Raw genomic sequence first — 20,153 nt, forward strand, 5'->3', positions numbered from 1 at the left:
GTCAGGGCGCTCGCCAGCCCTCGGCGAGCGCCAGCCACCCCTGGGGGCTACCCACCGCCACCACGCATTCCCCATGCCAGACCACCCATGACCGGTCGCGCTCCCAGGGAGGCAAGCCCCACTCCTGCAGCAGGCGCTTGAGATCGCGACGACCTCGTCCAGGCAATGGCAAGCGCTCACCGCCCAGGCGCGGCGTCAGCACCAGGCTAGCGGCGGCACCGTCCTCGCGCTCGAGTGCCATGCAAAACTCGCCCAACGGCGTCACCAGCGGTGCTCGACCATCCCACTCGACTCGCCAGGCAGGCGGTAACGGTACGGGGGGCGCCATCAAATACAGCGTCTTGCGCCAGATCCGCGCTTCGGTTTCTTCCCAGACGATCCTAACTTCAGCATCGTGCCGCGCATCGAGCTGATCGAGCAGGCTGGCCAGGCGCCTGGCCGGCGGCGACGACAATCCCAGACAACGCAGGCAATGACGGATCAGCAAGCGGCAACGTGGCAGCGACAATGCCTGCAGATCCGCGACGGGCAAGCGACCGGGGTCCCTTCCCAGGCGCTGCAGATCCTCGGCGGCAAATTCGTCGAGCAGGTCATCAGTCTCGCCGGCCAGGCCGGCACTGCATGCCAGCGAGGCCCCGGCGTCGGGCCAACGCTGCTCCAGCAACGGCATCACGCGATGGCGCAGAAAGTTACGATCATGCAGGACCTCGGCATTGCTCGGATCCTCGACCCAGGTGAGTCCCCGGCGCATCGCTTCGGCCTCCAGGGCCGCGCGCGACACCCCGAGCCAGGGCCTTGCCAGTCGCGCCCCGGCCTGCTCGCGTTCGGTCGGCATGGCAGCCAGTCCTCGTGGGCCGGCCCCCCGCAGCGCCGCCAACAGGAAGGTCTCGGCCTGGTCGTCACGATGATGGGCCAGGCAGAGCGTCTCGCCCGCCCCCACCCGGCGCCCGAAGGCCGCATAACGGGCTCGCCGCGCCGCACCTTCCACGCCTTCGCCACTCGACACATCGACATTGACCCGCTCGACGTGAAGCGGCACGCCAAGGCGTGAGCACAAGGCGCGACAATGGCGCTCGAAGTCATCGGCCGCCACTTGCAGACCATGATGGACATGCAAGGCACGCAGCGGCCGCGGGTGGCGACGGCTCGCCTCCGCCGCCAGCGCCAACAGCAAGGAAGAATCGAGCCCGCCGGACAGCGCCACCCAGACAGCACGCCCTGGCGGCGTCGCCGCCAGGGCCTCATCGATCAAGGTCTGCAGGGAAGAAGGCTCGAGACGCATGGGCAGGGGTACCGGACAAATCGATGGGCATGCTGGCGATGATCCATCCTCCGGGGTCAATGCGCAGACTGAGGCCGTCTCCAGCGCCGCCTGATCGAGCGCAGAAAGGGCCTTAAACCGGGGCGCCGATGCTCATCAGCTTCTCGTAACGCCGTTCCAGCAGCGCGTCTGTCTCCATGGCCTCGAGACGGTCCAGACTCTCCAGCAGAGAGGCCTTGATCCGCTCGGCGGTGACCGACGGCTGACGATGGGCACCGCCCAGGGGTTCGGGGATCAGGGTATCGACGAAACCCAGCTCCTTGAGGCGCTCGGCGGTGATCCCCATGGCCTGAGCCGCCTCGGAAGCCTTCTCGGCGCTCTTCCACAGAATGGAGGCGCAGCCTTCTGGCGAGATCACCGAATAGGTGGAATACTGCAGCATGGCCAGCTCGTCGCACACCCCGATGGCCAGGGCGCCACCCGAGCCACCCTCACCCACCACGGTGGCAATGATCGGCGTCTTGAGACGCGACATCACGCCCAGGTTGTAGGCAATGGCTTCGCTTTGCCCGCGCTCCTCGGCATCGATGCCGGGATAGGCGCCAGGCGTATCGATGAAGGTCAGCACCGGCATGCGGAAACGCTCGGCCATCTCCATCAGGCGACATGCTTTGCGATATCCCTCGGGGCGCGGCATGCCGAAGTTGCGGCGTACTTTCTCGTGCACGTCGCGGCCCTTCTGGTGGCCGATGACCATGACCGGCTTGTCGTCCAGGCGTGCCACGCCGCCGACGATGGCAGCGTCGTCGGCGAAGCGGCGATCGCCGTGAAGCTCGTCGAAGTCGGTGAAGACGTGTTCCAGGTAATCCAGGGTATAGGGGCGCTGTGGATGTCGGGACAGCTGAGAGACCTGCCAGGCACTCAAGTCCTTGAAGATCGACTCGGTGAGCTTGCGGCTCTTGTCTTCGAGCCGACCGATCTCGTCGTTGAGGTTGACCTGGCTGTCGTTGCCGACCATGCGCAGTTCTTCGATCTTGGCCTGGAGCTCGGCGATGGGCTGTTCAAAATCTAGATAGTTAGGATTCATGGGTTAGCCTTGTCTCGTCGGCCGCGGGATGACCGGAGGAAAAATCGTCGAATGCCGGGCATTATCGCACCCTGACAATCCCACGCAAGGCGAGCCCTGCACACGACAGGGCTATCGCAGTTAAGCGTTGTCGCTCGGGCTGATCCGTCGACAGGCCTGCGAGGGGGCAAGGCCCTGCCGCACGATACACGGGCCCACCACCTGATCATCGGTACTTGAGGCGAACACCGTCCTGCCCCTGCACCTCGCGCAGGGCGATCAGCAATTCATCGGTGGGCTGGACTCGCCACTGCTCGGCCAGTTCCAGCCAGCCGGAAGCCTCGGCATTGCGATAGCGTAGTCGTACCGGCAGCCCGCCGTCATCGCGATACGGCGCGAGACTGTCTCGCAGGCTATCCACCAATCGGCCGTTGACACCCGCCCCATCGAGCGACAACTCCACGGCCTGGCCATAGCGGGTCCGGGCATCGACCATCGGGGTGACGTCCTTGCCACGCAGCCGGAGTCCACCGGAATAGTCATCGGTGGAGACCTCGCCTTCGATGATCAGCACCTGGTCGGTATCGATGCGACCGCGCAGAGAATCGAACAATTCACCGAACAGCGAGGCCTCGATGCGACTGGTGCGATCGTCCAGTGTCACGAACGCCATGGTGTCGCCGCGCTTGGATTTCATGGTACGCACGTTCACCACCAGCCCGGCCACCCGCTGCGGCTCCCGGGATGGCTTCAGGTCGACGATTCGGGTCGAGACGAAACGCGCCAGCTCATGCTCGTACTCGTCGATCGGGTGCCCGGTGAGATAGAGCCCGAGGGTATCCTTCTCGCCGGCCAGACGTTCCTTGTCGGACCAGTCGCGGACACGGCGGTAATCCGCGTAGGCATCGCCCCCGTCATCGCCCGATTCGTCGGCGAAGGCCTCACCGAACATATCCATCATGCCGAGGTTCTGGTTGGCCTGATTCTGGGCAGCGGCCTTGAGGGCATCATCCAGCGACGCGGCAAGCACCGCGCGGCTGGGCCCCAGATTGTCCAGCGCGCCCGCGCGAATCAACGCCTCGAGGGTACGCTTGTTCATGCGCTGCGGATCGACGCGTCGACAGAAGTCGAACAGGTCGCGAAAGTTACCTTCCGAGTCTCGCGCTTCGACGATGGCCCCGATGGGGCCTTCCCCTACGCCACGGATCGCCCCCAGGCCGTAGATCACTCTCCCCTCGGCATCGACGGTGAACTTGTAGCCGCCGACATTGACGTCCGGCGGCGTCACGGTGAGCCCAAGGTGACGGCATTCCTCGATCAAGGGCACCACCTTGTCGAGGTTGTCCATCTCGGTGGACAGTACCGCCGCCATGAAGGGCCCGGGATAGTGGGCCTTCAACCAGGCGGTCTGGTAGGAAACCAGCGCATAGGCCGCCGAGTGCGACTTGTTGAAACCGTAGCCGGCGAATTTCTCCACCAGATCGAACAGGTTGCCAGCCAGGTCCGGATCAATGCCGTTGGCCTCGCACCCCTCCAGGAAGCCGGTGCGTTGCTTGGCCATCTCCTCGGGCTTCTTCTTGCCCATGGCACGGCGCAGCAAATCCGCCTGGCCCAGGCTGTAGCCGGCCATCACCTGGGCGATCTGCATCACCTGCTCCTGATAGAGGATGATGCCGTAGGTCGGACCGAGCACCGGCTCGAGCAGCTCATGCTGGTAGTCGGGGTGGGGGTAGGCGACCTCGGCTCGACCGTGCTTGCGGTTGATGAAGTCATCGACCATGCCCGATTGCAGGGGACCGGGACGGAACAGCGCCACCAGGGCGATCATGTCCTCCAGCGAATCGGGCAGCAGACGCTTGATCAGCTCCTTCATGCCCCGTGACTCGAGCTGGAAGACTGCCGTGGTCTCGGCCTTCTTGAGCATGTCGAAGGTCGGCACATCGTCGAGCGGGATGGCATCGATGTTCAGCGCACCCTCTCCTCTGGCGGCGCGTACCTTGTCGACCATCTCCAGTGCCCAGTCGATGATGGTCAGGGTACGCAGGCCCAGGAAGTCGAACTTGACCAGACCGGCATCCTCGATGTCGTTCTTGTCGTACTGGACCCGGAGACCGCTGCCGTCCTCGTCGCACAGCAACGGCGAGAAATCGGTCAACTTGGTCGGCGCGATCACCACGCCGCCGGCGTGCTTGCCGGTGCCCCGGGTGATGCCTTCGAGCTTGAGCGCCATGTCCCAGATTTCCTGGGCTTCCTCGTCGGCTTCGAGGAATTCCTGCAGCTGAGGCTCATCGCCGATGGCCTTCTCGAGCGTCATGCCGACCTCGAAGGGAATCAGCTTGGAAAGCTTGTCGCCCAGCGAGTAGGGCTTGCCCTGGGCCCTGGCCACATCGCGCACCACCGCCTTGGCCGCCATGGTGCCGAAGGTCACGATCTGCGAGACCGCGTTGCGCCCATAGCGCTCGGCCACGTACTCGATCACCCGGTCGCGCTTCTCCATGCAGAAGTCGACATCGAAGTCGGGCATCGAGACACGCTCCGGGTTGAGGAAGCGCTCGAACAGCAGATCGTACTCGAGCGGGTCCAGATCGGTGATCTTCTGCGCATAGGCCACCAGCGAGCCGGCACCGGAGCCCCGTCCGGGCCCGACCGGGACGTCGTTGTCCTTGGCCCACTGGATGAAGTCCATCACGATCAGGAAGTAGCCGGGGAACCCCATCTGCAGGATGATGTTGAGCTCGAAATCGAGTCGCTCGCGATAGCGGGCATCGATCTCGGCATACTCGGCGCTATCCCGAGGGTAGCGTTCGGCCGGATAGAGGAAATCCAGGCGTTCGGTGAGGCCGTCGTGGGAGACCTTGCGAAAGAATTCCTCCTGGGTCATGCCCTCGGGAATCCCGTATTCGGGCAGGAATATCTCGCCCAGGCGCACCTCGACGTTGCAGCGTGCCGCGATCATCACGCTGTTCTCGAGCGCCTCGGGGATGTCAGCGAACAGCTCGCCCATCTCTTCGGGCGTCTTGAGATATTGCTCTTCGGTGTAATGCCGCTCGCGCCGCGAATCGTCCAGCGCCTTGCCTTCACCGATCGCGACCCGCGTTTCATGCGCCCAGAAGTCCTCGCGCTCGAGGAAGCGCACGTCATTGGTGGCCACCACCGGCGTGCCTGTCTCGACGGCGAGATCCACCGAGAGGTGTACGCATTCTTCTTCGAGGGCGCGGCCGGTACGCGTCAGCTCCAGGTAGTAACGCCCCGGAAAAGCCGCGTTCCACTCGTCGAGCAGGGCACGTGCTTCGGCATGATGATCGGAAAGCAGGTGGCGACCGATATCTCCCTCACGGCCACCGGACAGCGCGATCAACCCCTCGCTCTGGGCCATCACCCAGTCACGCTCCAGCAATGCCCTGCCCTGCCGCTGGCCTTCCACCCAGCCACGCGAGATCAGCTCGGTGAGGTTGCGATAGCCGGTGTCGTTCATCGCCAGTAGCGTCAGGCGATACGGGTGTTCCTCGTCATGCGGGTTGACCAGCCACAGGTCGCTGCCGATGAGCGGCTTGAGGCCGGCCCCCTGGGCCCCGGTATAGAACTTGACCAGGGCGAAGAGGTTGGCTTCATCGGTCAGCGCCAGGGCCGGGGTGCCCTGGGCCACCGCCGCCTTGACCAGCGGCTTGAGACGCACCAGGCCGTCGACCAGGGAGAATTCGCTGTGCACGCGGAGATGAACGAAGGGAGCAGTCATGGCGGACTCGAGGTTCGGTAGTGAGTGGGGCGATGCTAGAAGGGTCTACAGAGTACCGTCTTCAGCACTGTCGCTCGGGGCTGATCCGGGGGCAGGCCTACGAGGAGGCGCTGTGAACCCTTCCCTGGGCGCTACCGACGCCATCCCTGGCGTAGGACCTCCTCTACGGCCTGCCCCCGGCGCCCCGCGATGGACTGCAAGTTGTCAGAACAGGGCCAGCTGACGTTTCACTGGACCAAAGGAACGCCGATGCTCGGGCAGTGGCCCCAGGCGCTCCAGGGCGGCCAGATGCTCGCGGGTCGGATAGCCCTTGTGTCGGGCGAAACCATAATCGGGGTGTCGGGCATTCAGGGCCTGCATGCCGGCATCACGTGCCACCTTGGCCAGGATCGAGGCGGCGGCAATCGATGCATGTCGCGCATCGCCCTTGACCACCGCTTGTCCCGGCACATGATGCCCGGGCAGGCGATTACCGTCCACTAGCAGATACTCGGCGGCGGGACTCAAGGCATCGATGGCCCGTCGCATGGCCAGGTGGGTGGCGTGGTAGATGTTCAGCGTATCGATTTCATCGGCCGACGCCTCGGCCACCGACCAGGCCAGGGCACGCTCGCGGATCTCGGCATCGAGCGCCTCGCGCCGTCTGGCGGTCAGTTTCTTGGAGTCAGTGAGGCCTGTGATGGGGTCGGCCGGATCGAGAATCACCGCCGCCGCCACTACCGGGCCAACCAGGGGGCCACGCCCCACTTCATCGACACCGGCCAGCCGTTCGCCGTGGTAATCGACGACCAGGGGGGGGAGTGCCTTGTCGCTCATGAGCCGGTCCCTTCTGTCGCGTCACCTTCAGGCGCTACCGACGCCGGCAGTGCCCGCCCGGCCACCAGCGCCTCGACCGCGTCCACCGCTCGTCGGCTGGCGTCGCGCTGAAGCTCGGCATGCATGGCGGCAAAACGCGACTCCAGGGCGACACGAGCCGGCGTATCATCCAGATATTCCGTCAGTCGAGCAACGATGGTGTCGGCATTGGCCGCCTCCTGGATCAGCTCGGGCACCAGGGGCTCGCGCGCGATCAGGTTCGGCAGCGAGATCCACTCGGTCTTGACCAGGCGTTTGGCCAGGAAATGCGTCATGGGCGCCATGCGATAGGCCACCAGCATGGCGCGATGGCAGAGCATCGCCTCCAGCGCCGCGGTTCCCGAGGTCAGGAGCACCAGGTCGCTGGCGACCATGGCCTCCCGCGCACGCCCTTCGACCAGGGTCACTCGTCCGAGCAGGGTGTCGCGCTCCGCCAGAAGGCGTTCCAGCTCCTCCCGGCGCGCCGCCGTGGCGGCAGGAATGACGACGTTCAGGTCGGGGCGATCGGCGCATAGCCGTTCGGCGGCATCCAGGAAGGTCGCGCCCAGAAAGCGCACCTCGTTGGACCGCGACCCCGGCAGTACCGCCAGTATCGAACCGTGGGCCGGAAGCCCCAGCGCCTCGCGAGCAGCGTCCCTGTCGTTGGTCAATGGCAATTCATCGGCCAGGGGGTGTCCGACATAGGCCACCGGCACCCGGTGGTGGGCATAGAACGCTGCTTCGAAGGGCAGGAACGTCAACATGGCGTCAACGGCACGCGCAATGCCCTTGACCCGCCCCTGGCGCCAGGCCCAGACAGAGGGGCTGACATAGTGGGCCGTGGTCAGTCCGGCATCGCGCAGCTGTCGCTCCAGCCCCAGGTTGAAGTCGGGCGCATCGATGCCGATCATGATGTCCGGCTGCCAATCGAGCGCATCACGGCGCAGGGCTCGACGAACCCCCAGGAGCCGTGGCAGGTGCCGGATCACCTCGACCAGTCCCATCACCGACAGCGTCTCCAGCGGGAAACGGCTGTCGACCCCTTCGGCGATCATGCGCGGCCCGCCGATCCCCCGGAATGCCGCCTCGGGGTGGCGCGCCTTGAGTTCGCGTACCAGCCCGGCGCCGAGGATGTCGCCGGAGAGCTCACCGGCCACCACATAAATGCGTTGCATGCCCATGGCACCGCCTCGCTCAGCGAATGATGCCCCGGGACGACACCTCGATGGAGGCCGCAAAGGTCTCGGTCTCCGGCAGGGAGTAGCGCGAACGTATGCTGGCCAGCGCCTGCTCGACGGTCAGCCCCTGACGGTAGACCAGACGATAGGCATCCCCCAGGGCCTTGAGCGACTCGTTGCTGAAGCCACGGCGCCGCATCCCGATCAGGTTCAACCCATGCACCTGGGCGGGGTTGCCATTGATCATCACATAGGCCGGGGTGTCCTTGGTGATGATCGAACCACCGCCCGCCATGGCATGTTCGCCGAAATGGCAGAACTGATGCACGGCCGACAGGCCACCGAGAATCGAGAAATTACCCAGTTTCACATGGCCGGCCAGGGTCACCTGGTTGGCCAGGATGCAGTCGTCACCGATCAGGCAATCGTGCCCGACATGGGCATAGGCCATGAACAGGTTGCGCGAGCCGATGGTCGTCTCGCCACGGTCCTGAATGGTACCGCGATGCAGGGTCGCGCCTTCGCGTACCACGTTGTCATCGCCCATCACCAGGCGAGTCGGCTCTCCCGCATACTTCTTGTCCTGGCAGTCCTCGCCGACCGAAGCGAATTGAAAGATGCGTGTGCGCTCGCCGAGTACCGTGGGGCCCTTGACCACGACATGGGGACCGATACGGGAACCGGCACCGATCTCGACATCCGGGCCGATCACCGAGAAGGGACCGACCTCGACGTCATCGGCCAGGCATGCTCCGGGATCGACGATGGCAGTGGGATGAATCAAGCGACCTTCCTCTCGGCACAGATGATCTCGGCCTCGCAGGCCACGTCGTCGTCCACGGTGGCCTTGCAGGCAAACTTCCAGATACCCCGCTTCTCGCGCACCACCAGTGCCTCCAGGCGCAACTGATCGCCGGGCATCACCGGGCGCTTGAAGCGGACATTGTCGCTGCCGACCAGATAATAGACATAGCCATCGGCAGGCAGCTTGTTCACGGTCTTGAACCCGAGGATACCGCACGCCTGGGCCAGTGCCTCGATCACCAGCACACCCGGCATGATCGGATGATGCGGAAAATGACCATTGAAGAACGGTTCATTGATACTGACATTCTTGTAGGCAACGATGGATTCGCCAAGGGCAAGTTCCGTCACCCTGTCCACCAGCAGAAAGGGGTAGCGGTGGGGCAGATATTCACGAATTTCATTGATGTCCATTACCATCGTAGCGACCTCTGACATGACAGGGGGCCCGCCCCACACGACGGGCATGACCATCGGCTCCAGGCCGACGGGCGGGCGGGGATTATACCGCCCGGCGACGCCGTCTCAAGCGTCGCGCCCGGCTTTTTCCAGACGGCTGAGGCGACGCGCGATCTCGTCCAGCTGCTTGAAGCGCACCGCGTTGCGCCGCCACTGGGCATTGTCCATGGCACCGGTGCCCGAGGAGTAGATGCCCGGCTCGTGGATAGAGTTGGTCACCAGGCTCATGCCGGTGACCTGAACGCCGTCGCAGATCGTCAGATGCCCCGAGAGCCCTACCCCTCCGCCGAGCATGCAGTGACGCCCGACCCGCGTAGACCCCGCGATGCCGACACAGCCGGCCAGGGCACTGTGCTCGCCGATCTGCACGTTGTGCGCGATCTGTACCTGGCTGTCGATCTTGACGTCATCGCCGATCAACGTGTCACCGAGTGCACCGCGATCGATGCTCGAACAGCTGCCGACCTCGACATCATCACCAAGCACCACGCCCCCCAGTTGGGCGATCTTGTGCCATTCCCGGCCATCATGGGCAAAGCCGAAGCCATCGCCACCGATCACGCAGCCACTGTGCAGGATGGCTCTGGCACCGATGATCACCCCATGATAAAGGGTAACATTGGCGTGCAGCCGGGAATTGTCGCCGACCCGGGTGTCGGCGCCGACCACACAGCCGGGCCCGACGATCACGCCATCGCCCAGAATGGCACCAGATTCGATGACCGCCTGGGGACCGACGCTCGCCCCGTCGCCCAGCCGAGCGTCTGCGGCGACCACGGCGGAGGGGTGCACACCGCCCGATTCGCGATTGGCCAACGGATCGAACAATCGTGACAGCTCGGCATAGCCGAGATAGGGATTGTCCAGCGTCAAGCTGGTCACCGGGCAGGTCGCTGCATGGCTGGGGTGCAACAGCACAGCGGCGGCGCGGGTATCAGCCAGGTCCTTGAGGTAGGCCCGATTGGCCAGGAAAGTGATGTGCTCCGGCCCGGCATCGCGCAGCGTTGCCAGGCCTCTCACTCGCTGTGTACCGTCGCCCTGGAGCTCGGCTCCCAGGCGAGTGGCAATCTCGGTGAGTGTCAGGGAGTGGGCGTCTTGGTTCATGGAATTCCGGTTCTGGAAGGCGGAGCCCGGTCAGTTGAGCGAGTTGAGAATCTCGGTCACCTCACCGGTCAGGTCGGGAAGGTCACCCTCGGTATGCACCACCCCCTGTGGAGCTACCAGCACCTGGACGTCATGGCGGTCGATGACCCGCTGCACGGCCTGATCGAGCTTGGGCTTGGCACCCGTCAGGAAGCGTTGTTCCGCCTCCTGACGTGCCTGGAGGATCTCACGGCGCAACTGCTCGAAACGCTGGCGCTTGGCACGGAAGTCCTGCTGCTCTGCCTGGCTCGGCTGTCCGCCATCCTGAAACCGCTGCTGCGTCGCCTGCAATGACTGTCCCAGGGACTCGGCCTCCTGCTGCTTGGCATGGGTGCTGTTGCGAAACTGGTTCATCGAACGCTGGGCAGCGTCGGTATCCAGCAATGCCTTCTGCCAGTCAAGCATGGCGACATCGGCAGCCTGCACATGCAGGGGCCAGGCGAGGATGCCCATCAGACCGAGACACAGAACGGCTGCCAGCTTGCGCATGTCATTGACTCCTTGTGCTGTGCCTCGGGATCAGAAGGTCTGTCCCAGCGAGAACTGGAAGAACTGGGTATCGTCGTCGCTCTTGGCATTGAGCGGTTCGGCGAAGCTGAAGGTCAGCGGGCCCACCGGGGTCAGCCATGAGAAACCGACACCGACGCTGTAGCGCAGCTCACCCAAATCGACGCCGGACTCGCACTGTGAGTTGTCCCCTTCCATGACCGGATAGCACTCGGTAAGGAAGGTATTGCCGGCATCGACGAACACCGAGGGCTGCACCGAGCGCTTGTCATCGACGAAAGGCATGGGGAAGATGAGCTCGGCACTCCCCTCGACCAGGACGTTTCCGCCGAGCGTCTGGTCCTCGCCGCGGTTACGCGGTGTCGTGGCCGTCCCCAGGGTATTGGTCGTGAAACCGCGTACCGACCCCAGACCACCGGACAGGTAGTTCTCGTAGAAGGGGTAGGGGTCATTGCCCCCCAGGGTGTCGGCATAGCCGACCTCGCCACGGAACTTGAGTGACCAGGTCTGTTCTTCGTTGAACGGGAAGAAGTGACGCGCCTGGGCACGCGCCTTGTAGTACTCGGCATCACTGCCCGGCGCCGACGTTTCCAACGACAGGCGCTGATAGTTGCCCGCCGTCGGCATGATGCCCCGATTGAGCTCGTTGCGCGTCCAGTTCGCGGTAAGCTTCAGCGTCTGGGCGTGGTCGCCCTGATCCTGAACATAACGCTCGATCTCGGATGGCGTGTCCCGGTAGGTCTTGACCGTGAGATCCTCGACGGTGGCCCCGAAGTTGAGGCGGCTCAGTTCATTGATCGGATAGCCGAAGTTGATACCGGCACCCAGGGCGTCCGTCGAGTAGGTCGAGATATCGGAGTCTTCGTAATCGGTCTTGCGGTAGTACAGGTTATAGCCGCGCGAGATACCGTCGAGCGTCCAGTAAGGGTCGGTATAACCGAAATTGACATTCGTGTAGGTGTCACTCTTCTGGGCACCGATATTCACGCGATTGCCGGTCCCCAGGAAATTGTTCTGCGACAAGGAGGCGCCGTAGATCACCCCGGCGCTCTGGGAGAAACCGAGACTCGCGGAGACCGAACCGGATGGCTGCTCCTCGACATTATAGGTGACGTCAAGCTGGTCACTGGCCCCGGGCACCGGCTCGGTCTCTACCTCGACCTGCTTGAAGAAGCCCAGGCGTTCAAGACGCTGACGTGACTGGCTGATCGACTCGGTGGACGCTGGCGCCCCCTCCATCTGGATCATTTCCCGGCGCAACACCTCGTCCTGGGTGGTGGTATTGCCGACGAACTCGATGCGGCGCACATAGGCGCGGCGCCCCGGCTCTACCTGGAAGGTCAGGTTCAGGGTTTCGCCGTCGTTGCGAACCTCGGGGATACCGTCGACCTCGGCGAAGGCAAAACCCTCGGCGCCCAGCCGAGAGCGGATCGCTTCGGAGGAGGCAATGACGTCACTGCGCGAGAAGATGTCGCCTTCCTGGACCTCGAGAAGCTCGCGCGCCTCGTCATCGGGTATACGCAGATCACCGGCGAAACGGATGTCGCCCAGGCGGTAACGCCCACCCTCGTTGACATTGATGGTGATGAAGATTCGCGACTTGTCCGGCGCCACGGACACCTGGGTGGAGTCGATGCCGAAGTTGACATAGCCGCGGTCCATGTAGAAGGAGCGCAGTCGCTCCAGGTCACCGGACAGGGCCTCGCGGGAATAGGAATCGTTGGTAAACCACCCGAAGAAGAAGCCGGGCCGGTCCTCGAGCTCGAAGACATCGCGAAGCGTCTCGTCGTCGAAGGCCTCGTTGCCGACGATGTTGATCTGGCGGATCTTGGTCACCTGACCTTCATCGATGTCGATATTGACCTGCACCTGGCCGGCGCCGACCTGTTCGACCTCGGCATCGATGGTCGCGTTGTAGCGACCCTGGGACTGATATAGCCCGGCCAGTTCCCGCTGAATTTCCTCGAGTGTGGAAAGCTGCAGCACCTGCCCTTCGACCAGTCCGGCCTGGCTCAACCCGTTGCGCAGATCATCGTCCTGAATCTGCTGGTTGCCCTCGATGTTGAGACGGGAGATCGTCGGCCGCTCTTCCACCTCGATGATCAGCACGTCGCCTTCGCGCGCCAGGTGGATATCATCGAAAAGCCCGGTCGCAAAAAGGTCACGAGCCGCCGCTGCCAGTTCACGGTCATCGACCCGCTCCCGGGTACTGACAGGAAAGGCATTGAACACCGAGGCGGCCGAGACCCGCTGCAGGCCTTCCACTCGGATGTCGGAAACTTCGAAGGATTCGGCCTGTGCCGTGTCGGCACCGGCAAGCAGCAGCGCCGCCATTCCGATGGTCTTGATCTTCATGCAGTCATTCGCTCGCGTTGATCTGCCTACCTGTCCAGACAGGCACCTTATACATTTGTACGGGCAACTGACAAGCCGCAGTGCGGTTTTACCAGAGCCGCATCAGGTCGAAATACAGCGCCATCAACATCAGGGTCCCGACCAGGGCCAGCCCAACCCGCAAACCGAAAGCCTGAGCACGTTCGGATACCGGCCGGCCACGCACCACCTCGACGATGTAATAGAGCAGATGCCCACCATCGAGCACCGGGATGGGCAGCAGGTTGAGCACCCCCAGACTGATCGACAGATAGGCCAGAAAACTGACGAAACTTTCCAGCCCGGAACGCGCCGAGTCGCCGGCAATACGTGCAATGGTAATCGGGCCGGAAAGATTGGTGGGAGAAATGAGTCCCACCAGCATCTTGCGGATAGCGTCCAGGGTCAATAGCGTCATGTCGCCGGTGCGGTTCGCCGCCTGCCCCAATGCCGCCAGGGGACCATAACGGATCTCGCGACGATAGTCCTCCGGCCAGGACACCGGCGCCACGCCAGCGCCGATATAGCCGACACGCCTTCCATCCTCGCTTTCCCGGGCACGCGGTGTCAGCGACAGTACCAATGTCTCGCCATCGCGGGCCACCTGGACGTCCAGGCGCTCGCCGGGGCGGGCCTGTACCCGCTCGACGAAATGCGACCAGGACGCCACCGGCTGACCATCGACCGCCAGCACCTCGTCGCCGCTCGCCAGGCCGGCCTCCGCGGCCGGCTCGCCCTCGGCAACGCGGTCGATCACCGCCGGCACCTCGGGACGCCAGGGCGTGACACCGAGGGTCGCCAGCGGGCGAGGCGGATCCTGACGCACCAGCCAGTCCTGCACGGGCAGACGGTGCTCGCGGGCGACGCTGTCACCCTCACCGCGAGCGGCGACGGTCAGCTCACCACTGGCGCCGATGACGGAGACCAGCTCGAGATTGACCTCTTCCCAGGAACGTACGGCCTGCCCCTCGATCGCGGTGATCTCCTGGCCGGCCGTGAGCCCGCCTTCGGCAGCCGGAGAACCGGACGCCACCTCGCCGATCACCGGCACCACCGTCGTGGTGCCCGCGACGAACAAGGCCCAGTAGGCGACCAACGCCAGCAGGAAGTTGGCCAGTGGGCCCGCGGCCACGATAGCAATACGCTGCCAGACCGTCTTGTGATTGAAAGCGAGATGCTGCTCCTCGGGCGGTACCGGCCCCTCGCGTTCGTCGAGCATCTTGACGTAACCGCCCAGGGGAATCGCTGCCACGGCAAACTCGGTACCGTGTCGGTCGTAACGCGACCATAATGGCTTGCCGAACCCTACCGAGAAGCGCAGCACCTTGACACCACAACGGCGTGCGACCCAGAAATGACCGAATTCGTGGAAAGTGATCAGCAGGCCGAGCACCACGATCACGGCCAGGACGTTCTGGATCAGGTCCATGCCAGCCTCCTGTTGATAAACCGGTCGTCCGGAAGATCCTCTCGATCGCCTGGCCTGTCATCGGCGGCACCGTCCTGCATCGCGGCCGGCCCGGCATCCAGGCCTGCCAGGGCGTGGAGCGGGTGCCCCTGCACCGTCAGGGACATTCCTGACGACGCTCTCAACGACATTCGAGCCGCACCCGCGCTTCACGACGCGCCCTCTCGTCGGCGTCGAGAATGCCCTCGAGATCATTGGCCGGCTCCACCGGGCAGGCATCCCGTACCCGTGCCACCAGCTCGCCGATCCCGGCAAACCCCAACCGCCCCTCGAGAAAGGCCTCGACGGCCATTTCATTGGCAGCATTGAGCACTGCCGGCGCCGTCCCGCCGGCGGCGATGGCCTCCCGAGCCAGGCGCAGACAGGGGAAGGCCGTTTCATCGGGCGGCTCGAAATCGAGACGGGCCACCTCGAACAGGTCCAGCGCCTGAACACCGGACTCGATACGTTCCGGCCAGGCCAGCCCGTGAGCGATCGGGGTACGCATGTCAGGATTGCCCAGCTGGGCGATGACAGAACCGTCGTTGTAGGCCGCCATGGAATGAATCACGCTCTGAGGGTGCACCACCACCTGAATCTGATCCGGGCGAGCCTCGAACAGCCAGCAGGCCTCGATCAGCTCGAGTCCCTTGTTCATCAGCGTCGCGCTGTCGACCGAAATCTTTTGTCCCATCGACCAGTTCGGATGGGCACAGGCCTGCTCCGGCGTCACTCCTGCAAGCTGCGCCGCCTTCCAGCCCCGGAAAGGGCCGCCCGATGCCGTCAACAGCAACTGTGTGACGCCATGTTGCGACAATCCCCCGCGGTGCTCGGTGGGTAGACACTGATAAATGGCATTATGTTCGGAATCGATGGGCAACAGGGTGGCACCTGAGCGATTCACCGCCTCCATGAACAGCCCCCCCGACATCACCAGGGCTTCCTTGTTGGCCAGCAGCACCCGCTTGCCGGCCCGCACCGCTGCCAGGGTCGGCAACAGGCCGGCGGCACCGACGATGGCGGCCATCACCACATCGACCTCACTCGCCTCGCCGATCTCGACCAAGGCGCCGGCTCCAGCCCTGACCTCGGTATCCAGCCCGGCTTCGGCGAGCTGCTCACGCAACCAGGCCGCATCTTCTTCGCGATCCAGCACCGCCAGTCTCGGGCGGTGCACCTTGCACTGGCCCAGCAGGCGACGCCGGGCCCGGTTCGCCGAAAGGGCATGCACCCGATAGCGGCCAGGGTGGCGCGCGATGACATCGAGCGTACTGGTCCCGATGGAACCGGTCGCTCCCAGCACGGTCACGGCAAGCGGCGAGGAGGTGGACATGGTCAGGAGACTCCCAGGTGCAGCAAGGCAAACAAAGGGACAGCCGCGGTCAGGCTATCAATGCGATCCAGGACTCCACCATGACCGGGCAGCAACTGGCTTGAATCCTTCAAGCCCCGGTGACGCTTGAGCATGCTCTCCAGCAGGTCACCCAACACCGAGGCCAGGGTCACGATAACCGTGACAACGAACAGCCCCAGACCGCCGGCCAGTCCCAGTGCTTGCCAGACAGCAAACAGTATCGCCAGAAGCGAACTGACCAGCACACCGCCCGCTACACCTTCCCAGGACTTGCCGGGACTGACGCTCGGTGCCAGCTTCCGGCGTCCCAGGGCTCGACCGACGAAATAGGCACCGATATCGGCGCCCCAGACCAGCAACAGCACGAACAACAACCAGACCGCACCGCTCTCGCGCAGCACATTGAAGCCTGTCCAGGTCGGCAGGAGCACCCAGCCCCCCATGGCCAACCGCACTCCGGTGGAGCGCCACTGCGCCAGACGGGCCGGATAGCGGGTGACCCAGTAGAGGTTGAGAAGCCAGCCCAGGGCCCCGAGCCACAAGGGCCAGATGGCGTGCGTGCCGCCCGACAGTGCGAGCAGCAACATGGCGGCCGCCAGGCCGAGCACTGCCACACCACGGCAACGAGGGGAATCCAGGCCAGCCAACCGAGCCCACTCCCAGCCGGCCAGCAACACCACGAATGCCGTGAACAGCGCGAAGGCGGTGCCATCGAGGCCGAAGAGTCCGGCCAAGGTCAACGGCGCCAGCCAAGCGGCAGTGATGACGCGCTGCCTAAGCACCCTGCGCCTCGACCTGTTCGTCGGTCATGCCGAAGCGTCGTTGTCGACCGGCGAAGTCAGCCAAGGCATCATCAAAGGCATCGGCACCGAAATCCGGCCAGAGCACCGGCGTGAAATAGAGCTCTGCGTAGGCCATCTGCCACAGCAGGAAGTTGGAGATACGGCACTCGCCACTGGTGCGAATGCATAGATCCACCGGAGGGGCATCGCCGAGGCACAGTTCGCTTTCGAGGCTTTGTTCATCGATACGGGCCGGCTCCAGCTCCCCCGTGCCGACGCGTTCACCGAGCCGGCGGGCGGCCCGGGCAATATCCCAGCGACCGCCATAATTGGCGGCGACGACCAGGTGCAGGCCGGTATTGTCGGCGGTCAGGGCCTCTGCTGCCTCGATGTGCTTCTGGATCGCCGACGAGAAGCCTTCGCGAGCACCGATGACCGACAACCGGATGTCATGCTCGTGAAGCTTCTTGACCTCACGCTTGAGCGCCATCAGGAACAGTTCCATCAAGGCCTGGACTTCAGCAGCCGGGCGCTTCCAGTTCTCGCTGGAGAAGGCGAAGAGCGTCAAGGTACCGACACCACGTTCGGCGGCCCGACGAATGACCGCGCGTACGGCCTCGACACCGGCATGGTGCCCTCGAACGCCGGACACCCCCTGGGCCCTGGCCCAGCGGTTGTTGCCGTCCATGATGATGGCCACGTGACGCGGGAGGGGAGCATCCCCGGCGTGCGGGAAGTGAAGGGACTGCGGTGACGTCATGATGTCTCGCATGGCGAATGGAACACAAGCGTGCCGGTATCGGCGGCGCACCGGGCGCCGCCCCGACATCAGACCTGCATCAGATCATGCTCCTTGGATTCCAGCGCCTTGTCGATCTCGCCGACAATCTTGTCGGTGATCTTCTGGATATCGTCCTCACCCTGACGCTGGTCGTCCTCGGTGATGTCCTTGTCCTTGAGCAGCGCCTTGATCTCGTGGTTGGCGTCACGCCGCACATTGCGTACCGCCACCCGCGTATTCTCGGCTTCCTGACGCGCCTGCTTGATATAGCCCTTGCGCGTCTCCTCGGTGAGCATCGGCATCGGTACCCGGATGACATTGCCGGCACTGGCCGGGTTGAGGCCCAGCTCGGCCGTCATGATGGCCTTTTCCACCTTCGGCACCATGCTCTGCTCCCAGGGCACCACGGTCAGGGTCCGGGCATCCTCGACGTTGACCGACGCCACCTGGTTGAGCGGCATCTGGCTGCCGTAGTACTCCACCGTCACCGCATCCAGTATGCTCGGGTGAGCCCGACCGGTGCGGATCTTGTTGAAGTTGTTGTGAAGCGCCTCGAGGCTCTTCTTCATGCGGGTTTCCGCATCCTTCTTGATGTCGTCAATCACGATTTCACCCTCTGTCAATCAGCGTGCCTTCCCGGCCGCCCACCACCAGGTTCAGCAGCGCTCCGGACTTGTTCATGTCGAACACGCGAACCGGCATGTCATGGTCCCGCACCAGGCAGATAGCGGTCAAATCCATGACCCCGAGCTTCTGGTCGATCGCGTCATCGTAGGAAAGTTGCTCATACTTGACCGCATCAGCGTGCTGAACCGGGTCCTTGTCGTAGACACCGTCCACCTTGGTGGCCTTGACCACGACGTCGGCATCGATCTCGATACCGCGCAAGCAGGCGGCGGAGTCGGTGGTAAAGAAGGGGTTGCCGGTGCCCGCCGAGAATATCACCACATCGCCGGATGTCAGGTAACGGATGGCGGTGCGTCGATCATAGTGCTCCACGACCCCGCTCATGGGAATCGCCGACATCACCCGCGAACGAATGTTGGAGCGCTCCAGCGCATCCCGCATGGCCAGCGCATTCATGACCGTGGCCAGCATGCCCATGTGGTCACCGGTGACACGTTCCATGCCCGCTTCATGCAAGGCGGCACCGCGGAAAAGATTGCCGCCGCCGACGACGATGCCGACCTGCACCCCGATACCGACCAGCTGACCGATTTCCAGCGCCATGCGATCCAGCACCTTGGGATCGATGCCGAACTCGGCGTCGCCTGTCAGGGCTTCACCGGACAGCTTGAGCAGAATGCGCTTGTACTTCGAGACGTCGGCGCGGGGCTTGTCGGACTTGGCTGGAGCGGTTTGCTCGGCACTGCTCATGCGTGGATCTCCCGGAACTCGGCGAAATGGACGTGAGTGGCCGGATACACCGACCGGATACGCGATGGCGTGCGCCATCGCGCACGCCATCGCCATGCTGGAACCTATGACCTCAGCTACGCTTGGCCTGTTCCATCACTTCCTGGGCAAAATCGACTTCTTCCTTCTCGATACCCTCGCCCACCTCGAAACGGGTGAAACCGATCACTTCGCCACCGGCAGCCTTGACGTACTCGGCGACGCTCTGGTTCGGGTCCTTGACGAAGGGCTGCTCGGTCAGGCTGTTCTCGGCCAGGTACTTCTTGAGGCGGCCCTGGACCATCTTCTCGGCGATATTCTCGGGCTTGCCGGCCATGTCCGGCTGGGCCAGGATGATCGCCTTTTCAGCGTCCAGCTTGTCCTGCGGCATGTTTTCCGGCAGCGCCACGGCCGGGTTGATGGCGGCGACGTGCATGGCCACATCCTTGGCGACCTCGTCGTTGCCACCGTTCAGCACGGTCAGCACGCCGATACGACCGCCATGGACATAAGCGCCGACCAGGCTGCCGCCCTGAGATGCGGCCTCGACGACCACACTGCGGCGCACGCCGATGTTCTCGCCGATCTTCTGCACCAGTTGCTCGCGATCGGCTTCCAGTTCCCCTTCCATGATGGCGGCCACGTCTTCGCTCTTGGCCGCGAAGAAGGCATCGGCCACCTTGTTGGCGAACGCGACAAAGTTGTCGTCACGCGCCACGAAGTCGGTCTCGGAGTTGATCTCGACCATCACGCCGTAGCTGCCATCTTCGGCGATACGGGTGACGATGGCGCCTTCGGCGGCGGTACGGCCGGCCTTCTTGGCGGCCTTGAGACCGGAATTCTTGCGCAGATTCTCGATGGCGGTGTCGATATCGCCACCGGCTTCGGTAAGTGCCTTCTTGCACTCCATCATGCCGAGCCCGGTACGCTCGCGCAGTTCCTTGACCTGAGAGGCGCTGATAGCTGCCATGGGTAGTGTCCTCTGAATGGTTCGACCTGGAAGATGGGGGCCGGGCAGACCCGGCGGATCCCG

At 64.1% G+C, this 20,153-nt stretch carries 17 protein-coding genes; all 17 read right to left on the reverse strand.

The window, feature by feature from the left end; all coding sequences use genetic code 11:
- Position 1: 1 nt before the first annotated feature.
- The 17 genes from tilS to tsf all read right to left on the reverse strand — a co-directional run bounded on the left by tilS (position 2) and on the right by tsf (position 20,090).
- The gene (gene tilS / locus RSO41_RS10310) at positions 2-1,282 is read right to left on the reverse strand and encodes a tRNA lysidine(34) synthetase TilS (RefSeq protein WP_315619008.1); all 1,281 of its coding nucleotides are present in this window, start codon (positions 1,280-1,282) and stop codon (positions 2-4) included.
- A gap of 112 nt (positions 1,283-1,394) precedes the next feature.
- The gene (gene accA / locus RSO41_RS10315) at positions 1,395-2,348 is read right to left on the reverse strand and encodes an acetyl-CoA carboxylase carboxyl transferase subunit alpha (RefSeq protein ID WP_315619009.1); all 954 of its coding nucleotides are present in this window, start codon (positions 2,346-2,348) and stop codon (positions 1,395-1,397) included.
- Between the two features lie 205 nt (positions 2,349-2,553).
- Positions 2,554-6,063, reverse strand: coding sequence for a DNA polymerase III subunit alpha (gene dnaE / locus RSO41_RS10320; protein WP_315619010.1), 3,510 nt, complete (start codon positions 6,061-6,063; stop codon positions 2,554-2,556).
- A 204-nt stretch (positions 6,064-6,267) separates the two neighbouring features.
- Positions 6,268-6,879, reverse strand: coding sequence for a ribonuclease HII (gene rnhB, locus RSO41_RS10325; RefSeq protein ID WP_315619011.1), 612 nt, complete (start codon positions 6,877-6,879; stop codon positions 6,268-6,270).
- Positions 6,876-8,078, reverse strand: coding sequence for a lipid-A-disaccharide synthase (gene lpxB / locus RSO41_RS10330; RefSeq protein ID WP_315619012.1), 1,203 nt, complete (start codon positions 8,076-8,078; stop codon positions 6,876-6,878). The genes rnhB and lpxB overlap by 4 nt, the downstream gene beginning before the upstream one ends.
- Before the next feature lie 13 nt (positions 8,079-8,091).
- Positions 8,092-8,859 (reverse strand): acyl-ACP--UDP-N-acetylglucosamine O-acyltransferase, encoded by a 768-nt coding sequence (gene lpxA / locus RSO41_RS10335; RefSeq protein WP_315619013.1) that lies wholly within the window; start codon positions 8,857-8,859, stop codon positions 8,092-8,094.
- Positions 8,856-9,299: a 3-hydroxyacyl-ACP dehydratase FabZ gene (fabZ, locus tag RSO41_RS10340; protein ID WP_275288709.1), complete on the reverse strand. Its 444-nt coding sequence runs from the start codon at positions 9,297-9,299 to the stop codon at positions 8,856-8,858. The genes lpxA and fabZ overlap by 4 nt, the downstream gene beginning before the upstream one ends.
- A gap of 105 nt (positions 9,300-9,404) precedes the next feature.
- Positions 9,405-10,442: a UDP-3-O-(3-hydroxymyristoyl)glucosamine N-acyltransferase gene (lpxD, locus tag RSO41_RS10345; RefSeq protein WP_315619014.1), complete on the reverse strand. Its 1,038-nt coding sequence runs from the start codon at positions 10,440-10,442 to the stop codon at positions 9,405-9,407.
- Between the two features lie 30 nt (positions 10,443-10,472).
- A complete protein-coding gene (locus RSO41_RS10350; protein ID WP_315619015.1) occupies positions 10,473-10,970 on the reverse strand; it encodes an OmpH family outer membrane protein in 498 nt (165 codons plus the stop codon).
- Between the two features lie 30 nt (positions 10,971-11,000).
- Positions 11,001-13,343, reverse strand: coding sequence for an outer membrane protein assembly factor BamA (gene bamA / locus RSO41_RS10355; protein WP_410000322.1), 2,343 nt, complete (start codon positions 13,341-13,343; stop codon positions 11,001-11,003).
- An 88-nt stretch (positions 13,344-13,431) separates the two neighbouring features.
- Complete coding sequence (gene rseP / locus RSO41_RS10360; protein ID WP_315619016.1) at positions 13,432-14,790, reverse strand: sigma E protease regulator RseP; 1,359 nt, start codon at positions 14,788-14,790, stop codon at positions 13,432-13,434.
- 160 nt (positions 14,791-14,950) lie between these two features.
- Positions 14,951-16,141 carry a 1-deoxy-D-xylulose-5-phosphate reductoisomerase gene (gene ispC, locus RSO41_RS10365; RefSeq protein WP_315619017.1) on the reverse strand — a complete coding sequence of 397 codons (1,191 nt, stop codon included), beginning with the start codon at positions 16,139-16,141 and terminating at the stop codon, positions 14,951-14,953.
- Positions 16,142-16,143: 2 nt separating this feature from the next.
- Complete coding sequence (locus RSO41_RS10370; RefSeq protein WP_315619018.1) at positions 16,144-16,944, reverse strand: phosphatidate cytidylyltransferase; 801 nt, start codon at positions 16,942-16,944, stop codon at positions 16,144-16,146.
- Positions 16,937-17,704, reverse strand: a complete 768-nt coding sequence (gene uppS, locus RSO41_RS10375) for a polyprenyl diphosphate synthase (protein ID WP_315619019.1) — start codon at positions 17,702-17,704, stop codon at positions 16,937-16,939. The genes RSO41_RS10370 and uppS overlap by 8 nt, the downstream gene beginning before the upstream one ends.
- Positions 17,705-17,772: 68 nt before the next feature.
- A complete protein-coding gene (gene frr, locus RSO41_RS10380) occupies positions 17,773-18,330 on the reverse strand; it encodes a ribosome recycling factor (RefSeq protein ID WP_315619020.1) in 558 nt (185 codons plus the stop codon).
- A gap of 4 nt (positions 18,331-18,334) precedes the next feature.
- On the reverse strand, positions 18,335-19,102 hold the full coding sequence (gene pyrH, locus RSO41_RS10385; protein ID WP_315619021.1) for a UMP kinase: 768 nt from the start codon (positions 19,100-19,102) through the stop codon (positions 18,335-18,337).
- A 112-nt stretch (positions 19,103-19,214) separates the two neighbouring features.
- The gene (gene tsf, locus RSO41_RS10390; protein ID WP_315619022.1) at positions 19,215-20,090 is read right to left on the reverse strand and encodes a translation elongation factor Ts; all 876 of its coding nucleotides are present in this window, start codon (positions 20,088-20,090) and stop codon (positions 19,215-19,217) included.
- Positions 20,091-20,153 lie beyond the last annotated feature (63 nt).

The organism is Halomonas sp. I1 (genome assembly GCF_032334135.1).
Classification (GTDB): Bacteria; Pseudomonadota; Gammaproteobacteria; order Pseudomonadales; family Halomonadaceae; genus Halomonas.